This window comes from Thalassolituus sp. UBA2590 (assembly GCF_002339775.1).
Classification (GTDB): domain Bacteria; phylum Pseudomonadota; class Gammaproteobacteria; order Pseudomonadales; family Oceanobacteraceae; genus Thalassolituus.
The window spans coordinates 1-16,087 of record NZ_DDKU01000110.1 but is presented as its reverse complement, the minus strand read 5'-3'; the positions used below and the strand labels follow the sequence as shown (position 1 = coordinate 16,087).

Annotated in this window: 14 protein-coding genes and 1 pseudogene; 7 read left to right on the top strand and 8 right to left on the bottom strand. The window is 54.8% G+C overall.

Translation table 11 applies throughout. From position 1 onward, the window contains the following. The 4 genes from trkA to def form a co-directional block, all read right to left on the bottom strand. A partial coding sequence (trkA, locus tag B2067_RS09965) for a Trk system potassium transporter TrkA (protein ID WP_301388318.1) occupies positions 1-599 on the bottom strand: 599 nt, incomplete at its 3' end. A gap of 24 nt (positions 600-623) precedes the next feature. Next, entirely contained in the window at positions 624-1,976 is a 1,353-nt protein-coding gene (rsmB, locus tag B2067_RS09960; protein WP_297533323.1) for a 16S rRNA (cytosine(967)-C(5))-methyltransferase RsmB, read from the bottom strand. Between the two features lie 2 nt (positions 1,977-1,978). Then, a complete protein-coding gene (fmt, locus tag B2067_RS09955) occupies positions 1,979-2,929 on the bottom strand; it encodes a methionyl-tRNA formyltransferase (RefSeq protein ID WP_301377868.1) in 951 nt (316 codons plus the stop codon). A gap of 3 nt (positions 2,930-2,932) precedes the next feature. Continuing rightward, positions 2,933-3,454, bottom strand: a complete 522-nt coding sequence (gene def, locus B2067_RS09950; RefSeq protein WP_301377867.1) for a peptide deformylase — start codon at positions 3,452-3,454, stop codon at positions 2,933-2,935. A gap of 105 nt (positions 3,455-3,559) precedes the next feature. On the opposite strand from def, the gene B2067_RS09945 reads away from it, so the two are divergent. The 6 genes from B2067_RS09945 to aroE all read left to right on the top strand — a co-directional run bounded on the left by B2067_RS09945 (position 3,560) and on the right by aroE (position 9,407). Beyond that, positions 3,560-4,621 carry a LysM peptidoglycan-binding domain-containing protein gene (locus tag B2067_RS09945; protein WP_297533322.1) on the top strand — a complete coding sequence of 354 codons (1,062 nt, stop codon included), beginning with the start codon at positions 3,560-3,562 and terminating at the stop codon, positions 4,619-4,621. 68 nt (positions 4,622-4,689) lie between these two features. Continuing rightward, on the top strand, positions 4,690-5,913 hold the full coding sequence (dprA, locus tag B2067_RS09940; RefSeq protein WP_301388317.1) for a DNA-processing protein DprA: 1,224 nt from the start codon (positions 4,690-4,692) through the stop codon (positions 5,911-5,913). A 69-nt stretch (positions 5,914-5,982) separates the two neighbouring features. Continuing rightward, the gene (locus B2067_RS09935; protein ID WP_301388316.1) at positions 5,983-6,795 is read left to right on the top strand and encodes a chemotaxis protein CheW; all 813 of its coding nucleotides are present in this window, start codon (positions 5,983-5,985) and stop codon (positions 6,793-6,795) included. Between the two features lie 252 nt (positions 6,796-7,047). Further along, on the top strand, positions 7,048-7,593 hold the full coding sequence (locus tag B2067_RS09930; RefSeq protein WP_068435091.1) for an L-threonylcarbamoyladenylate synthase: 546 nt from the start codon (positions 7,048-7,050) through the stop codon (positions 7,591-7,593). A gap of 17 nt (positions 7,594-7,610) precedes the next feature. Continuing rightward, positions 7,611-8,558: an oxygen-dependent coproporphyrinogen oxidase gene (gene hemF / locus B2067_RS09925; RefSeq protein WP_301388314.1), complete on the top strand. Its 948-nt coding sequence runs from the start codon at positions 7,611-7,613 to the stop codon at positions 8,556-8,558. Between the two features lie 24 nt (positions 8,559-8,582). Continuing rightward, complete coding sequence (gene aroE, locus B2067_RS09920) at positions 8,583-9,407, top strand: shikimate dehydrogenase (protein WP_068435095.1); 825 nt, start codon at positions 8,583-8,585, stop codon at positions 9,405-9,407. Positions 9,408-9,482: 75 nt separating this feature from the next. Here aroE and B2067_RS09915 read toward each other — a convergent pair. Then, positions 9,483-9,980: pseudogene (locus B2067_RS09915) on the bottom strand (ISL3 family transposase); the annotation flags it as partial. Positions 9,981-10,089: 109 nt separating this feature from the next. On the opposite strand from B2067_RS09915, the gene B2067_RS09910 reads away from it, so the two are divergent. Further along, a complete protein-coding gene (locus B2067_RS09910; RefSeq protein ID WP_301388313.1) occupies positions 10,090-12,231 on the top strand; it encodes a TonB-dependent receptor family protein in 2,142 nt (713 codons plus the stop codon). A 718-nt stretch (positions 12,232-12,949) separates the two neighbouring features. Here B2067_RS09910 and B2067_RS09905 read toward each other — a convergent pair. The 3 genes from B2067_RS09905 to B2067_RS09895 form a co-directional block, all read right to left on the bottom strand. Next, positions 12,950-14,881, bottom strand: a complete 1,932-nt coding sequence (locus tag B2067_RS09905; RefSeq protein ID WP_301388312.1) for a choice-of-anchor I family protein — start codon at positions 14,879-14,881, stop codon at positions 12,950-12,952. A gap of 171 nt (positions 14,882-15,052) precedes the next feature. Continuing rightward, positions 15,053-15,772: a YebC/PmpR family DNA-binding transcriptional regulator gene (locus B2067_RS09900; protein ID WP_068434842.1), complete on the bottom strand. Its 720-nt coding sequence runs from the start codon at positions 15,770-15,772 to the stop codon at positions 15,053-15,055. 60 nt (positions 15,773-15,832) lie between these two features. Further along, the coding region (locus B2067_RS09895) for a DTW domain-containing protein (RefSeq protein ID WP_349676805.1) at positions 15,833-16,087 on the bottom strand (255 nt) is incomplete at its 5' end.

Sequence of the window (16,087 nt, the reverse complement as noted above, 5' to 3'; positions counted from 1 at the left end):
GTATCACCCTTGGGCTCAATGGCGGTATTGCGACGGAACACCGCAGCTACACGTGTTTCCACATTAGGTAGGTGATCTTTGAGTGTTGAGATCGCCTGACCGACCAGAGGGCCACCGTAATAGGCCCTAACAGCGACCAGCTGAACTTTACCGTCGGCAAAGTCGAGTACCTGCAGTGCCCCCGGAAACTCCAGCAGGCGGCGTATGTACTTTGTCACTACCTGCTCTGGCGAAATCAGTACATCAATCGGGAAGGCATCAACATTGAAGAGGTCGGTCTGCTTAAGGTAAGCGTTGGAGCGAATACGGGAAATCTTGGTGGGGGTTCTGAACAGCGTATACGCCACCTGACACGCGACCATATTGGTCTCGTCAGAATTCGTGACCGCCACCAGCATGTCAGCATCATCGGCCCCGGCGTCGCGCAGCACGTGCGGAAACGAACCATGACCATAAACGGTTTTAACATCGATACGGTCCTGCAGTTCGCGCAGGCGATCGGTGTCTGTGTCGATAATGGTGATATCGTTTTTCTCACTGGAGAGGTTTTCTGCCAGTGTTCCCCCGACCTGTCCGGCGCCAAGGATAATAATCTTCATATCAGCTCAGAGTCCCGTCTGCCTTCAGCAGTTATTGTCTGCAGTTTTGTGCAAGAGCGCGTAGTAGAAGCCGTCGTGTCCACGAGGCGTCGGAAATAACTGCCGCCCGGCAATGCAGGCGATTCCCCAGTCATTGTCCAGTGTAACGAGCGTTGCATCCGGATGCACATCAACAAAACGTACAATCTGCTCACTATTTTCCTGAGGCAGCACCGAGCAGGTAGCGTATAGCAAGCGTCCGCCCGGCTTCAGCATCTGCCAGGCGCGCTCTAAAATATCGGCCTGCACTTCAACCAACTGCGCAATGTCTTCGCGGCGGCGCAGCATGCGGATATCCGGATGGCGGCGGATCACGCCCGTTGCTGAACATGGTACATCCAGAAGAATGGCATCGAAACCCGGCTCATCGCCGCAGTAATCTTCCCACCAGGGTTCGTCCGAGCACATATCGACGCAGGCGATATCCGCACTCAGTCGCAGACGTTCAAGGTTTTCGTGCACACGCTCAAGTCGGGCTTCATCGGTATCCACCGCCATCAGGCGTATGTCTGCAGACTCAAGCAGGTGAGCGCTTTTACCACCCGGAGCAGCACAGGCATCGAGTACGCACTCACCATCTGCTGGCGCCAGTATCTGTGCTGCCAGCTGCGCAGCTTCGTCCTGTACGCTGACATCACCATCGGCAAACCCCGGCAGCGTAGTGACATCGCACGATGCCTCAAGGTAAATCGCTGAGCGGCTGTGTTCACCTGCGGTGGCCTCAATACCGGCTTCCTGTAAACGCCGTAGATACTCATCCCGGCTGACGTGACGCTGATTCACACGAAGGCATAGCGGGCCGCGCTCATTGTTAGCATCGAGGATCTGCGGCCATTGTTCAGGCCAGGCTTTGGTCAGCATTTTGACCAGCCATTTCGGGTGACTGGTTGCCGTTACAGGGTTGTCTTCCAGCAGTGGCAGTAAGCTCTCATACTCCCGGCCATAACGGCGCAGGCAGGCGTTGATGACCGGCTTTGCGTAGCCCTTGCCCATCTCTTCGCAGACATCGACTGTGGCATGTACTGCTGCATGAGGCGCTTTGCCTTGAATCACCAGCTGATAAAGCCCGACGATCATCAGAGCGTGAAGGTCCTGATCTTCCTCGGGAAAAGGGTTCTTCAACAGCATCTTAGTCAGCGCATTGAGCCGAAAGTACCAGCGACAGCTGCCTAACGTCAGGTCGCGAAAGAAACCCCGTTCGCTGTCTTCGATGCGATCTTCGAGCGAAGGAATCGCCTGATTGAGAGACTGCCCTGACATGACCGCAGCCACAGCAAGTGTCGCCGCATGACGCGGTGTTATGGCACTGGCTTTACCGCGCCCGTATAGATTCTGCATGATCAGAGCTCAGAAGAAAGTACGTAAAACGGCTGAAAAAGATTCGGCTGGCCGTTGATGATGTCGGCCACAGCCATGGGCTTTTTACCGGCAAGCTGTAGCTTGGTGAGTTTCAGCACACCTTCTTTGCAGGCAACTTCGATCCCGTCGGCAGAAACATGTGCAATCGTTCCCGGGGCCAGTTGCGTGGCTTTCTCCAGCGCGACAGCGGCATGAATCCGGATACGCTCATCACCTAGAAGGGTATAAGCCATAGGGAAAGGATTAAACGCGCGAACCCGGCGGGCCAGCTCGTCTGCAGATGCATCCCACTGAATCAGTGCTTCCTGCTTACTCAGTTTATGGGCATAGCAGGCAGCGGCGTCGTTCTGTTGCTCCGGCGTCAGGGTGCCTGCTTCAACATCCGTCAGCGTCTTCAGCAGTGCTCCCGGCCCCATCTCAGCCAGGCGGTCGTGCAGTGAGCCGCCGGTATCATCGAGATTAATTCCGGTCGTGACCTTACTCAGCATGTCGCCAGTATCCAGACCGACATCCATCTGCATGATAGTGATGCCTGTGACCATATCTCCGGCTTCGATACAGCGCTGAATCGGTGCGGCACCACGCCAGCGTGGCAACAGCGATGCATGAACGTTAAGACAGCCAAACTTCGGCGCATCCAGCACACTCTTCGGCAACAGAAGGCCGTAAGCCACCACCACCATAACGTCCGCATTGAGTGAACGGAGCGTATCGACATCGGCTTCGTCTTTGAAGTTAAGCGGCTGATACACAGGGATATCATGCTCAAGCGCAATCTGTTTTACCGGGCTGGGCTGAAGCTTTTTTCCACGCCCCGCCGGACGGTCTGGCTGACTGTAAACACCCACTACCTGATGCTCGCTGTTAACCAGCGCAGAGAGGTGAACGGCGGCGAAATCCGGCGTACCGGCAAAAACAATGCGTAAAGCCATGTATTAACGCTTCCCCTGACGGGCTTCGATTTTGTGTTTCTTATCCAGCTTACTTTTGATGCGATTACGCTTCATCGGAGAGATGTAATCGACCATCAGCTTACCTTCGAGGTGATCGACTTCGTGCTGAATGCATACCGCCAGCAGGCCGCGACATTCAAGCTCAAACGCGTCACCCTTGCGGTCGAGGGCTTTCACCAGGCAATGCTCAACCCGGGTCACGTCTTCATAGAAGCCAGGTACCGAGAGGCAGCCTTCCTGCATCGACTCCAGCTCGCCATCAAGCACGGTAATTTCCGGGTTGATAAACACCAGTGGCTCGCTTTTGTCTTCGGACACATCAATCGTGATGATGCGTTCATGAATGTTCACCTGGGTGGCTGCCAGGCCGATGCCGGGTGCGTCGTACATGGTTTCAAACATGTCGTCGACGATTTTCTGCACTCGTGCGTCGACCTCTTTAACAGGTTGTGCAACGGTTCGCAGACGTGGGTCCGGGAATTCCAGAATATCTAGTATGGCCATGAGAAATGCGTTACTTATGGAATTTTATGGTAGTGACTTGCTAATATGGCCGCGTGGCAGCCAATTCAACGTCACCCTGAACGCTAATAATAAAGGGAATAAAGGATGAGCAAAACCATCAAACGACTCCTCGTTGCAGGTTTGATGTGCCTTTCAGCCGGTGCAAGCGCACTGGAACTCAGAGCTGACGCCCCTGAGCGCTATACGGTACAAAAGGGTGACACCCTCTGGGATATCGCAGAACGCTTCACTGGCAACGCTTGGGAATGGCCTGAAATCTGGTACCAGAACGACCAGATCAACAACCCTCACCTTATCTACCCTGGCGACATGATCGGCCTGATTGACGTAGATGGCCAGAAAAAACTAACTGTAATGGAGCGCGGACAAGCATCCCGCACCGTTAAACTACGCCCGGGCGACGTGAAAATGTCTCCTTCGGCACGTGTTCAACCTATCGAAGCCGCCATTGCCGCCATCCCGATGGATGCGATTCAGGGTTTCCTGCGTGATCACCGCATCGTTGAACCAGAAGAGCTCGCGAAAGCCCCTTATATTGTCAGCGGTGCCGACGGTCGCGTTCTGATGGGCGCCGGAACCAAGGTGTACGCACGTGGCAAAGTGGACGGCCAGCTGGCTTCTGCTTACGGCATTTTCCGTAAAGGCGACGTCTTTGTTGATCCAGTCACTGACGAAGTACTGGGTATGGAAGCCACCGATATCGGTAAGGCTTCAGTTGAAACCGTTGAGGGCGATGTCATCACCCTGATGCTGGAGAAAACTAACCAGCAGGTTTCGACCCGCGACCGTCTGCTCGAAACAGAAGACCGCGAACTGAAATCCCGTTTTATTCCTAAGGCTCCGGGTCAGCGTATTGCTGGTGAGATTCTGGCAGTGACCAATGGTGTATCTCACGTCGGACAGTTCGATGTTGTTGCTCTTAACCGCGGTGAGCGCGACGGCATGGACGTCGGGCATGTCATGCTGATCAAGAAAGCGGGCGAAGTAGTCTACGACCCGGTTGAGAAAGAGAAGATTCGTCTGCCAGCAGAGGATGCCGGTAGCATGATGGTTTTCCGTGTGTACGAAAAAATGTCCTATGCGCTGATCATGCGCGCTCAGCGTCCGCTGAAAGTAGGCGATTACTTTGAGTCACCGAAAATCTGACAATTTCTGAATGACCAATCACAGACTCACGCTTTGACGAGGTGAGTCTGGCAGGCCACGGAGGCCGCATGTCCATGGATGGACTCACATACGCACCCGATAGCTCCAACGGCGACTCTGCCGCTCCTCATCCTGACCGAAGTACACTGCTCGCCTGGTGGCGTTTACGCAGTATTTCTGGCGTGGGCAATATCGCCCTAAACGAAATACGCAGTCGCCTGACGAATCCGGAAGCCCTGTCACAATGCAGCCCTCGGGACCTTATCCAGCTTGGCCTGAAGCCCGAACAGGCAGACCGCTGGCACAATGACGCCGCACTCAGCCGCGGCTTTGAAATATTGGAAGACTGGTGCCAGCACCCGAATCAAGGCGTATTGCTGGCAGGTACCGCAGGCTACCCCGAATCCCTGAATATACTCCGCGATGCGCCCATTTTTCTCTGGTATCGAGGCAATCTGAGCGCACTGCAGCAACCCGCGATTGCAATGGTTGGCAGTCGAGGGGCATCTGCAAGCGCCCTCGAATGGACGATAGATACCGCGGCTGAACTTGCCTCTGCCGGAATGGCTGTGGTCAGTGGACTGGCGCTTGGTATTGATGGCGCAGCGCATCGCGGTGCGGTATCGACAGGAGCAACCATTGCCGTGATGGGAACCGGGCCCGATATTATTTATCCGGCAAAACATCGTAGCCTGGCGGCTAGTATCGTGGAGCATGGCCTGTTGCTGAGTGAATTCAGCCCCGGCACCAAAGCTCAGGCGCGCCACTTTCCATCCCGTAATCGCATCATCAGTGGTCTGAGTAGCGCGACCCTTGTGGTCGAGGCCGGGATCAAAAGCGGCACCATGATTACTGCCCGAATGGCCGCCGATCAGGGCAGAGATGTGTTGGCAGTACCGGGAGCACTCGGCAACCCACTCAGCCGGGGGCCGCACCAACTGATTCGCGAAGGCGCGCTACTTGTCGAAAACGCGCAGCAAATCCTTGAGGCCACGCTTTCAACCGGCATGTCATTTCAGCAGCTACCCGAGCAGATACCTCAGCAACCTTCGCTCACAGGCTTTACTGATACAGCTGAAAACCCTTCGCACACCCAAAGCACCAATGACCTGGCCACGCCCAGCGCCGAGGCTCCTGAACTGCTCAATCACATTGATTTTAATCCGACGCCGGTCGACGTGATTGCTCTTCGCAGCTCACGCCCAATATCTGAGTTGCTCGGAGAACTTCTGATGCTGGAACTTGAAGGCTGGCTGTTACAGGCACCGGGCGGATACTGCCGGGTACGGTGAAATCCTTATACCGCGAATGGTAAAGCGTCCGGCCTGATCTACACTTTATCGAATGAGGAGGAGATACCGATGAACCAGACCGCCGTTGCCACACAGTCAGATGTGGCAGGAAGCTATCTTACCTTCCATCTGCCACGGGCAAAGTACGCTCTACCCGTGGATTCGATTCAGTACATCACCACACTGGATGCAATCGACCCGCATGATGTGCCCGGCGGCAAATCTGGCATTCGTCGTATGTTCACCTACGAAGGGACACAGATACCTCTGTTTAATTTCAGCCGTCTGATCGGCTCAACCTCGCAACTCGAAGAATGTGAACAGCTAATCTCAATGCTGAAGCAACGCCGCCAGGACCACATTGACTGGATTACAGCGCTCGAACACAGCATCAATCATGGCGAAGAATTCAAAAAAGCAGCTGACCCTCATCTTTGCGCTTTTGGTCTCTGGTACGACAAGTACAAAGCGCATGACGAAGAATTACGCAAAATCATGGCTCAGTTCGATGAGCCACATAAGCGCATCCATTCTCTGGCGACCCGGCTGCTGAAAATGGCGCATGAAGAAGATAAAGCCGAAGAGGCCAACCGCATTCTGAATGACGAGAAGCACTCCACCCTGAAGGTGTTATTACGATTATTTGATCAGGCAACCGCACGCCTCGAAGAAATGCTTAAGCCCGTGGTGGTGATATTGCGGGCAGCAGGCAGAACCTACGGTATTGAACTCGACTCGATTGATCAGATTATCGAGTTCGACAATCGCCATTGGCTCCCTGATGAGGAGCAGGAACTGCAACATGCCTGCTACGATGGTTTTTTGCAGAAAAACGAAGGCGAGTTATTCATCCGCCTGGAACCGGCTCATCTGACCAAATAGAAACAAGCTAAGTAGAAACCAGGTAGACTACTAACCCTCGCGCTTAACTGAGCCTCGCTGTACACAGTATGGGCTTTGCTCCAGCATCGGATGGATTCTCCCCAGAGCAGGCCGTAGCTTTACTGTCTAAGCTGCCAAAATAACAGGTTACCTTATTCACCATGCCTTACCTCAAGGTCGCCTCCTTGCCGCCACGCCGGGCTTGAGGTAGGGTTCCGCAATCTTTTCAATCAAAGTTACCGGAACCCTTCTGTGAATCCCTGGCATTTACATCAGGCCCTGCGTTGTATCCGCTCTGGTGGCGTTATTGCCTATCCGACGGAAGCTGTCTGGGGCCTCGGTTGCGACCCGACCGATAAGCAGGCAGTGCATAGAATCCTTGATCTGAAATCACGCCCTGAGCATAAAGGCCTCGTACTGGTAGGCTCATCGCTGGAGCAGTTTCAGGACTGGATCAAGCCATTGTCCGACGACGATAGAAACACCGTCATGGCCACCTGGCCCGGCCCGGTGACCTGGGTTCTGCCCTGCCATGATTCGGTACCTGTCTGGTTGCGTGGCAAACACAGCAGTCTCGCTATCCGGATCAGCGATCATCCGATGGTGCGCGCACTCTGCAATGAAGTGGGCCCTTTGGTGTCTACCTCAGCGAATCCGGCAGGTAAAGAACCCGCCCGAACACTGTTGCGCGTCAGGCAGTACTTCCCGTCAGGTATCAATTGCCTGCTACCCGGTGCGCTGGGCGGACGACGCCAACCCTCTGAAATCCGAACACTCGACGGCCAGCGCTTGCGCTGAGCAACTCAGGAGACCCAATGGCCAACACTTCATGTGATATTCAGGCAGTAAAATCTTTCCTGCTCGACCTGCAGGACAGAATCTGTGCCGCGCTCGAAGCGGCAGACGGAAAAGCCACCTTTGTCGAAGACGCCTGGGACCGCGAAGAGGAAGGTAACAACCCGATGGCGCTCACTGGCGGCGGTCGTACACGAGTGATCACCGGCGGCACCATCGAAAAAGGCGGTGTAAATTTCTCGCATGTTCGCGGCGCCAAACTGCCAGCATCAGCCACGGCTAACCGCCCTGAACTTGAAGGTCGTAGTTTTCAGGCGATGGGGGTCTCTCTGGTGATCCACCCAGAGAACCCGTACATCCCGACCTCGCACGCTAACGTACGTTTCTTCGTCGCCGAGAAAGAAGGTGAAGAGCCTGTCTGGTGGTTTGGCGGAGGCTTCGACCTCACGCCTTATTACCCATTTGAAGAAGATGTGGTGCATTGGCACCAGGTGTCTAAAGACCTGTGCGTCCCATTCGGAGAAGATATTTACCCGAAATACAAAAAATGGTGCGACGAGTATTTCTTCCTGAAACATCGGAATGAAACCCGTGGCGTTGGTGGCCTCTTCTTCGATGACCTGAACAGCTGGGATGGCAAAGTCGACTTTGAGCGCAGTTTCGCCTTTATGCAGGCGGTCGGCAATGGCTATATTGATGCGGTGGTCCCCATCATAGAGCGTCGCAAAGACATGTCCTGGGGCGAACGGGAGCGTAAGTTTCAATGCTACCGACGAGGCCGTTACGTCGAATTCAACCTGGTGTTTGACCGCGGCACTATTTTTGGCCTGCAAACCGGCGGGCGCACGGAGAGCATCCTGATGTCGATGCCCCCTGTCGCGCATTGGGATTACGACTGGAACCCTGAACCAGGTAGCCCCGAAGAACGCCTTTACAAAGATTTTCTGCCTCACCGGGACTGGGTGTAGTACCGGCAGCAGTAAGGAGACGCAATGACCGACCTCTATGCGGTAGTCGGCAATCCGATCTCGCACAGCAAGTCACCTGATATTCAGAATGCCTTTGCTGAGCAGACCGGTGAGGACTTATTTTACAAAACGCTGCTGGCACCATTGGATGACTTCGAGGGTGAAGTCAGACGCTTTATTGAACACGGTGGCAGCGGATTAAACGTGACGGTTCCCTTCAAAGAGAATGCCTACCGCTTAGCAAATGAATTAACCGCCCGTGCTAAACGCGCAGAGGCGGTTAATACGTTAAAGAAGATGCCTGATGGTACGTTGCTCGCCGACAATACCGACGGTGCTGGTCTGGTCAGAGATCTGATGATTAACCACTCGGTGGTTCTGGAGGGAAAACGCATCCTTATCCTCGGCGCCGGAGGTGCTGTTCGGGGAGTACTGCAACCACTTCTGGAGCAACAGCCCGCAGGGGTCGTCATTGCCAACCGTACCGAATCAAAAGCGCAGACGCTGGCAAAAGATTTTGCCGACCTCGGTCGTGTTTCAGCCTGTGGCTTTACCGATATCGACGGCAGTTTTGATCTGATTATCAACGGCACATCTGCCAGTCTGGCTGGCGAAATGCCGCCGATACCTGTATCGGTCATCCATCAGAATACAACGACCTACGACATGATGTATGGAAGCAATACGACCGTGTTTAACCAGTGGGCTGAAGATCACGGTGCTCTTCGCACCATCGATGGTCTGGGCATGCTGGTCGAGCAAGCCGCTGAGGCATTCTATGTCTGGCGCGGGGTACGCCCCCAGACTGCGCGGGTGATGCAATCGTTACGGAATGAACGTCGCCGCTAAGCCTGTTTACAGCAAGCAGTAAAATAAGGGTATCCGGATTAAGTGGTTGATGATCCCCTCTGATCCACCAAAACCTTAATCCTCCCAGAAGGTTGATAGATCGACGCCGTAGTTCTTCTCGGCCTCGGGGAGACCCATGCTGTAGGTCATGGTGGCCTTGCCCAGGAACGGAGATTCCTTGGTCTGTGGCGTCTTCTTCTTGTGCTTGGTGGTGTAGAGCATCCGGGCCCGCATCACCTCGAATGAATAGCCCCGGCCATCGCGGTTCTTGTCCTTGGCCAGCCGGTTGATCGACTCCGTGAAGGCGTTGGTGATTGGGATGTCGGTCTCGAAGTAGGTCAGCACCTCCTCACGCCAGCCACTGACGGCGCTAACGAGATCCTTCCAGACCTCCTTCTGCCCCTGCGGGATGCCGTCAACCCAGGCAGCCAACGCCTTCTCAGCATCCCGCCGGGTGGCACAGCCCCAGATGTGGTAGAACCGCTCCTTGTGCTCATAGGCTGCCAGGAGCTGGGGGAAGGCCCCTGTCCAGGTTTCCATGATGAGACGCTCGCGGTCTGAGACGTCGTGAGCCGATTAGCAATTGACTTAATAGTTACAAAGCCATAAAGTTTCGCCCGAACGTAATATTAATGATTGTCACTTACATTTCGAAAAACAAATGGTAATGGAGATTAACCACATGTTTAAACCTTCCCGCTTATCACTGGCCGTGGCTGTCAGCCTTGCCCCGGGCGCCAGTTGGGCAGTCGGCGATGATCAGCCCCAGATGCTTGAACCCATGGAAATCATTGGCGATGCGTCCGCAGCCCAGACCTTGCCAGGGTCAGGCTACGTCGTTGGTGAGGCGCAGTTGAAAACCGAGGTTGAGACCGACATCAACCAGGTGCTGAAAACCGTCCCGGGCGTCTATGTGCGGGAAGAAGAAGGCCTGGGCCTGCGCCCCAATATCGGCATCCGCGGCGCCACGGCCGAGCGCAGCAGTAATATTACCCTGATGGAAGATGGCATTCTGATCGCACCGGCGCCCTACTCCAATCCGGCCGCCTATTATTTTCCGACACTGAAGCGCATGTCCTCGCTGGAAGTACTCAAGGGTGCCCCGCTGCTGCGCTATGGCCCGCAAACCACCGGTGGTGTCATCAACCTGATTTCCACACCCATTCCCGATCAGCGGCAGGGCTATGTTGAGACAGTCACCAACGACCGCGGCTCCACCGACGTTCATGTAACCTATGGTGACACGGTCGGCGACTGGGGCTACCTGCTTGAGACCGTCCAGCGCTCCGCGAAAGGCTTCAAGGAGATTGACCGCAGTAACCGCGATACCGGCTTTGATATCGAAGACTATGTCGGCAAGCTGCGCTGGCAGGGAGAGCGCCAGAGCGTGACCGCCAAGCTGCAATACTCCGAGGAAACCTCCAACTCCAGTTACCTCGGCCTGACCGATGCGGACTTCAGCCAGGATCCGAACCGGCGTTACGGGTTGTCCAGCATCGACCAGATGAACAATACCCACTCCGGTATCACCCTGACCCATCAGTTCGACTGGAGTAATACCGTAAGCAGCACGGCCACCCTCTATCGCAACGACTTCAAGCGGAACTGGTTCAAGCTCAGCGGCGGCGGAAGCATCATCGACTCGGCAAACGGCGGCGACGCCAATGCCCAGGGTATTCTGGACGGCACAGTTGACGCCAGCGGCCTGGATTACAAAAACAACGCCAGGGACTACCTGTCCGAGGGCGTGCAGGTAAACTTTGATGTCGACATGGGCAGCCACCAGTTTGATTTCGGCGCCCGCTACCACGAAGATGAAATGGATCGTTTCCAGCCGGTCGATGTTTATGACCAGGTCAACGGCTCTCTGGTGTTCCAGAACACTGTCGCCCCCACGGGCAGCGATAATCGCTTTGAGACCGGCGAAGCCCTGAGCTTCTGGGCACTCGACAAGTGGCAGGCGACGGACAAGCTCAATATCAACCTCGCTCTGCGCTACGAGGATGTACAGACCAGCCGCACCCAATACGCGGATCCCGGCCGCACGACCGTCGACAGCACCCGCGCCAATGACAGTGCTGAACTCCTGCCCGGCGCTTCCTTTACCTATGACCTGTCCCAAAGCTGGCAGGTTCTGGGTGGCGTGCACCGGGGTTTCTCCCCTCTCGGAGGTGGTGCCAGGGCAAACGAAGATCCGGAAACCAGCAAGAACTGGGAGGCCGGCCTCCGGTACTTTGGCAATGCGTTCTTCGCGGAAATGATCGGCTTCTACAGCGACTTCTCCAACAAGGCCGAAAACTGTTCCGTGGGCTCGCCGTGCAGCAATGGCGCCACCTCTGGCAGTTTTGTAACCGGCGAGGCTGAAATTTCCGGTGTTGAGTTCCAGCTCCAGACCGGCACCCGGGCAGGCGAGTTCTACCTTCCGGTCAGCCTTACCTACACCTTTACCCAGGCGGAAATCAGCAAGGACAATGCCGCTTCGGGCCTGAAAAAAGGCGATCAGCTCAAGGACGTACCTGAAAACCAGATGAGCTTCCGGACAGGCATGGAACACCCGAGTGGCTGGGACAACTACCTTGTGGCCACCTACGTCGATGAGATGTGTGCCAGCGCAGGATGCAACAACACCGCCACGAAACTGGACGAGACCGAGTCCCTGTTCCTGGTCGACTTCATCAGCCGTTACGCGCTGACCGCCAGTGCCGATGTCTTCCTGAAAGTGGACAACCTGTTCGATGAACGGCAAATTGTTGCACGTTTGCCCGATGGCGCCATGGCTAACCTGCCGCGCACCGCTTCACTGGGGATCAGCGTTAATTTCTGATCAACAACCCAAGGCCAACTGATCGGCGGCGAGTTCGCCTTTGCATTCCCTCTCTGTCATAGCCCCGGTTTCCAACCGGGGTTTTCTGGCTATGAGAGACCTAACAACCTAATCCCGACAGACTGCCAGACGACTCCACGTGCGCGTCGGTGCGCCCCTTTTTCAGGAATTGATTATTGCCAGATAGCTATGTACACAGAAACTTCAGATGAACTCTATTCAGGGCGGGGCAGAATCGAGTAGGAGGGGGAGTCGCCTCCCCCGTCCTCTCACACCACCGGGCAAACGGATCCGTACCACGGCGGTTCCTGTCCCCCATTATCGGGCTGAGCTTCGTTCCGCTGAATTCGCTCGCCTGTGTGCTCTGAGCGCTTCGACAGTCTTTGGGCTTCCGGCCCGCCATACAGTTATCGAGAGCCCTCCGGGGAGGCTTCTGCTCGTACACATCAGAGAGTGGTCAACTATCCACTCGTGACAGGTTCAGCCCTTCAGCTCTTGGTTAGAGAGCCTAATATGGCCTCTGCTGACTCCTGTTCGCCCATCCCGACACCTCACGGTGCTTCAAGTGTGGTTATGTAGGGCCTATCAACCAGTTAATCCGTTGTGAGTTTTGCTTGTCGCCCACCTTTCAATTTCGCATAGCAACCAGATAATCCGGATACCCTAAAATAAAAAGCCCGACTGCCATCCGACAGCCGGGCTTCTTATTCGCTAACGTTTATCGGATATCCTGAAAAGCGATTGAGTAAACGGTCGTCGTACCGCTGACTTCATTACCGACTGCAATGAAGTGCTTTCCTTCACGAGTAAAGTACTCAATAGACTCAGGGCCAAGATCCCCCGCATCAACACTGTATGTGTCGTTGTCGCACTCTGTACCATCAACCACAGTGCAGACAGGTGCATCAAAGTCGCGGTTGTTCAGATAGCTCTGATACACAGGTTCAGTTGGGTCAGTAATGTCGAACACCATCACGCCACCCTGACGCTCCAGACCAACGAACGCAAAGAAGCGGTCACCGATCTCAGCGACTTCAATGGCTTCTGGTTCAGTACCTTTGTCATCAGAGCGGTCGTCGCCTGAGCCGTTCTCGTCATTCGTCGAGTTAAAGTCATCTGGATCTGCATCGTATACTTCCTTGGCAATCACATCACCACTGTCATAAACGAGGTCGCCTGCTGCGTCCCAGATCGAGAATGAACGGGCACCGAAGGTCACGATGTCATCACCGGCTGCGTATTCCGCCTGATCAGTCGTTACTTTGATACGCTTCAGTTGGTCATTGTCATCCAGTGCCGCCTTAAGAGGATGTGCGTCTGCAACCAGCTCTTCGATATCACCACCACGGGCTTCATCAATCCACGAGATGCAATCGTCTTCTTCGTTGGCGTAGGCATCAGCGTCTTCATCTTCACCACCCGGTGCGAAGTCATCGCCATCCCACTCATGACCAGCAGCATCACAGGCCTGCTGAGTCGTCTCGTAGATGTACTCACGACCGTCGCCTTCGTTAGCGGTAAGGATGTAGGTCGCGCCGTCGATCTCTACGCTAACGATGGTGTCTGGCATATAGAGGCCTACCAACTGTTCGTAGCTGGCGAACTCACCCGTGCCGTCGTCTTTGTTAGATGCGTCCAGCTCATTGCCCGATTCTGAATTCCAGGACTTTTTACCCAGCCCCTTCATTCCTTCAACACGAGCGTCAGCCACATCAATAATCGCGACCGCGTTGTTTTCCTGCATAGCAACCCAGGCAACAGAAGCATCGGCGTTTAATGCCAGATACTCAGGCTCCAGATCCTGTGCAACTGTGGTGCCCGCAGGCCCGGGCAGACGGACGTCCGCAGGGACTTCATCGGCACGGCTGCCGCCCACGTTAAAGTCCGCAAAGCTGACCTGAGAGACAACGGCGTCATCCGGGCCAAAACCGTTCTGCAGGTCAACGATAGTGACAGAACCCTCAGGGTCATTGGTGTAATCGCCGCTCGGCTCACCTTCGTTAGCGGTCAGGATATAGCGTGCATCCTCAGAGAGGGTCACCATATCTGGCAGAGCACCTGCCATATAAGTGCCAATCAATTCCAGAGTATCTGAGCGGTACAGAGCAATCAGGCCAGCGTCCTGCTTAGTCGCCGCTTCGATGGCCACGGCTACCAGACCCTGTTTCGCCGACACACTGTTAGCCGCGCCAATTTCTATCCCCGCCGCAGTGGCTGCAGCAGAAAGGTTGATCGTGCCGTGCTTACTTGGCGCGCTTGTGGTCTGCGCCAGAGAGAGGACGTCAACGGTCGCGTCTTCTGCGTTCACGACATACAGTTTGTCGGAGCACTTGTCGTACGAAACGATCTCAGCAGACGCCGTATCGAACTCATTGCCAGACACATAGGTATCAACCACTGACAGCTCAAGAGTGCCCGCCACGGAGGTATCGGTTGCCGTCGTAACGGTTTCACACTCGATTCCAAGATCCGCCAGCTTAGGGCTGTTATTGGTTTCGCTACCTGCATCTGTGTTCGTGTCGGTATTGGTATCCGTATTTGCGTTGTTATTACTGTTGTTACTATCGTCGCCGCCGCACGCTGCCAGAGTCGCTGCGAGAATCGCAGGCACAATGATCTTCAATGCGGGCGCTGTCAGAGATGTTTTCATCGTCTTCCCCAGAGTCACATATTTATCAGTGACGCAGGATGACCGAGAATTATTTCAGCTTAGTGACAACTCCCTCACAGGAATCGGTGGCTATGGACACCCACAAAAAACGGGAGCCGAAGCTCCCGTTTCTAACCTACTAACTAGCCAATCATCTGTCCAACATACGGCTTATTCGAACGAACCGTTGTGGTAGATTTCCTGAACATCTTCAAGGTCGTTGATCAGTCCGGCGAAACGCTCAAACTGCTCAACGTCATCCCCTGCAATCGGATGTTCCATGGTTGGCAGATAAGTAATCTCTTCAACTTCGAAGTCGATATCCGGATTCATCTCCTGCAGAGCGGTTTTGGTTTTGAAGAACTCTGTCGGTGGAACAAGAACAGTGATCATGCCATCTTCGCACTCGATGTCAGACACATCGACATCGGCCATCATCAGAGCTTCGAGTGCCGCTTCTTCGTCGTCACCAGCAAAAACGAACATGGCACGATGGTCGAACATGTGCGACACAGAGCCCTGTGTGCCCAGCTTGGCTTTGCACTTCGAGAACACACCACGGATCTCACCGAAGGTACGATTCGCGTTATCGGTCAGAGCGCTGATCAGTACCATGGCGCCGCCCGGAGCAATACCCTCATAAAGAGCCGGCTGGAAGTCTTCTCCGGTTCCACCACTGGCTTTATCCAGTGCTTTCTCGATCACGTGGCTTGGCACCTGATCCTTCTTCGCGCGGTCAATCAATGAACGCAGAGCCAGGTTACCTGAAGGGTCTGTACCACCGGCTTTTGCCGTTACATAAATCTCACGGCCATACTTGGAGTAGACTTTGGTTTTTGCAGCGGCCGTTTTGGCCATTGATTCTTTACGGTTCTGATACGCGCGGCCCATAGGAATTGCTTCTTGTGGCTGATTTAAAAAAGCCGATTGTACCCGCAGGCGTCGGGATTGTCAGTTTTCTGAAGAAGGCGCTGAATCGCTCTTCTCATTAGCAGGGAATTTATTCGAGCGCCCTGCCAGATAATTCTCCCGGAAGACATCGAAATACGCCTGTAAACGACGGGCTGCCTCCCGGTGACCAAGGCGTTCCAGCAAGGGGATTGCAACTTCGGCAGTTCCCAATTGATGATCGCGCACCGCAACACGCAGGCGATACTCAGACAGAGCTTCTGGCTCTACGGCTATCACCGGCAACGATTCGAGCCA

Coding starts and splice junctions, on each gene's coding strand:
- rsmB (WP_297533323.1), bottom strand. CDS start 1,976: ATGCAGAATCTATACGGGCGCGGTAAAGCCAGTGCCATAACACCGCGT.
- fmt (WP_301377868.1), bottom strand. CDS start 2,929: ATGGCTTTACGCATTGTTTTTGCCGGTACGCCGGATTTCGCCGCCGTT.
- def (WP_301377867.1), bottom strand. CDS start 3,454: ATGGCCATACTAGATATTCTGGAATTCCCGGACCCACGTCTGCGAACC.
- B2067_RS09945 (WP_297533322.1), top strand. CDS start 3,560: ATGAGCAAAACCATCAAACGACTCCTCGTTGCAGGTTTGATGTGCCTT.
- dprA (WP_301388317.1), top strand. CDS start 4,690: ATGTCCATGGATGGACTCACATACGCACCCGATAGCTCCAACGGCGAC.
- B2067_RS09935 (WP_301388316.1), top strand. CDS start 5,983: ATGAACCAGACCGCCGTTGCCACACAGTCAGATGTGGCAGGAAGCTAT.
- hemF (WP_301388314.1), top strand. CDS start 7,611: ATGGCCAACACTTCATGTGATATTCAGGCAGTAAAATCTTTCCTGCTC.
- aroE (WP_068435095.1), top strand. CDS start 8,583: ATGACCGACCTCTATGCGGTAGTCGGCAATCCGATCTCGCACAGCAAG.
- B2067_RS09910 (WP_301388313.1), top strand. CDS start 10,090: ATGTTTAAACCTTCCCGCTTATCACTGGCCGTGGCTGTCAGCCTTGCC.
- B2067_RS09905 (WP_301388312.1), bottom strand. CDS start 14,881: ATGAAAACATCTCTGACAGCGCCCGCATTGAAGATCATTGTGCCTGCG.
- B2067_RS09900 (WP_068434842.1), bottom strand. CDS start 15,772: ATGGGCCGCGCGTATCAGAACCGTAAAGAATCAATGGCCAAAACGGCC.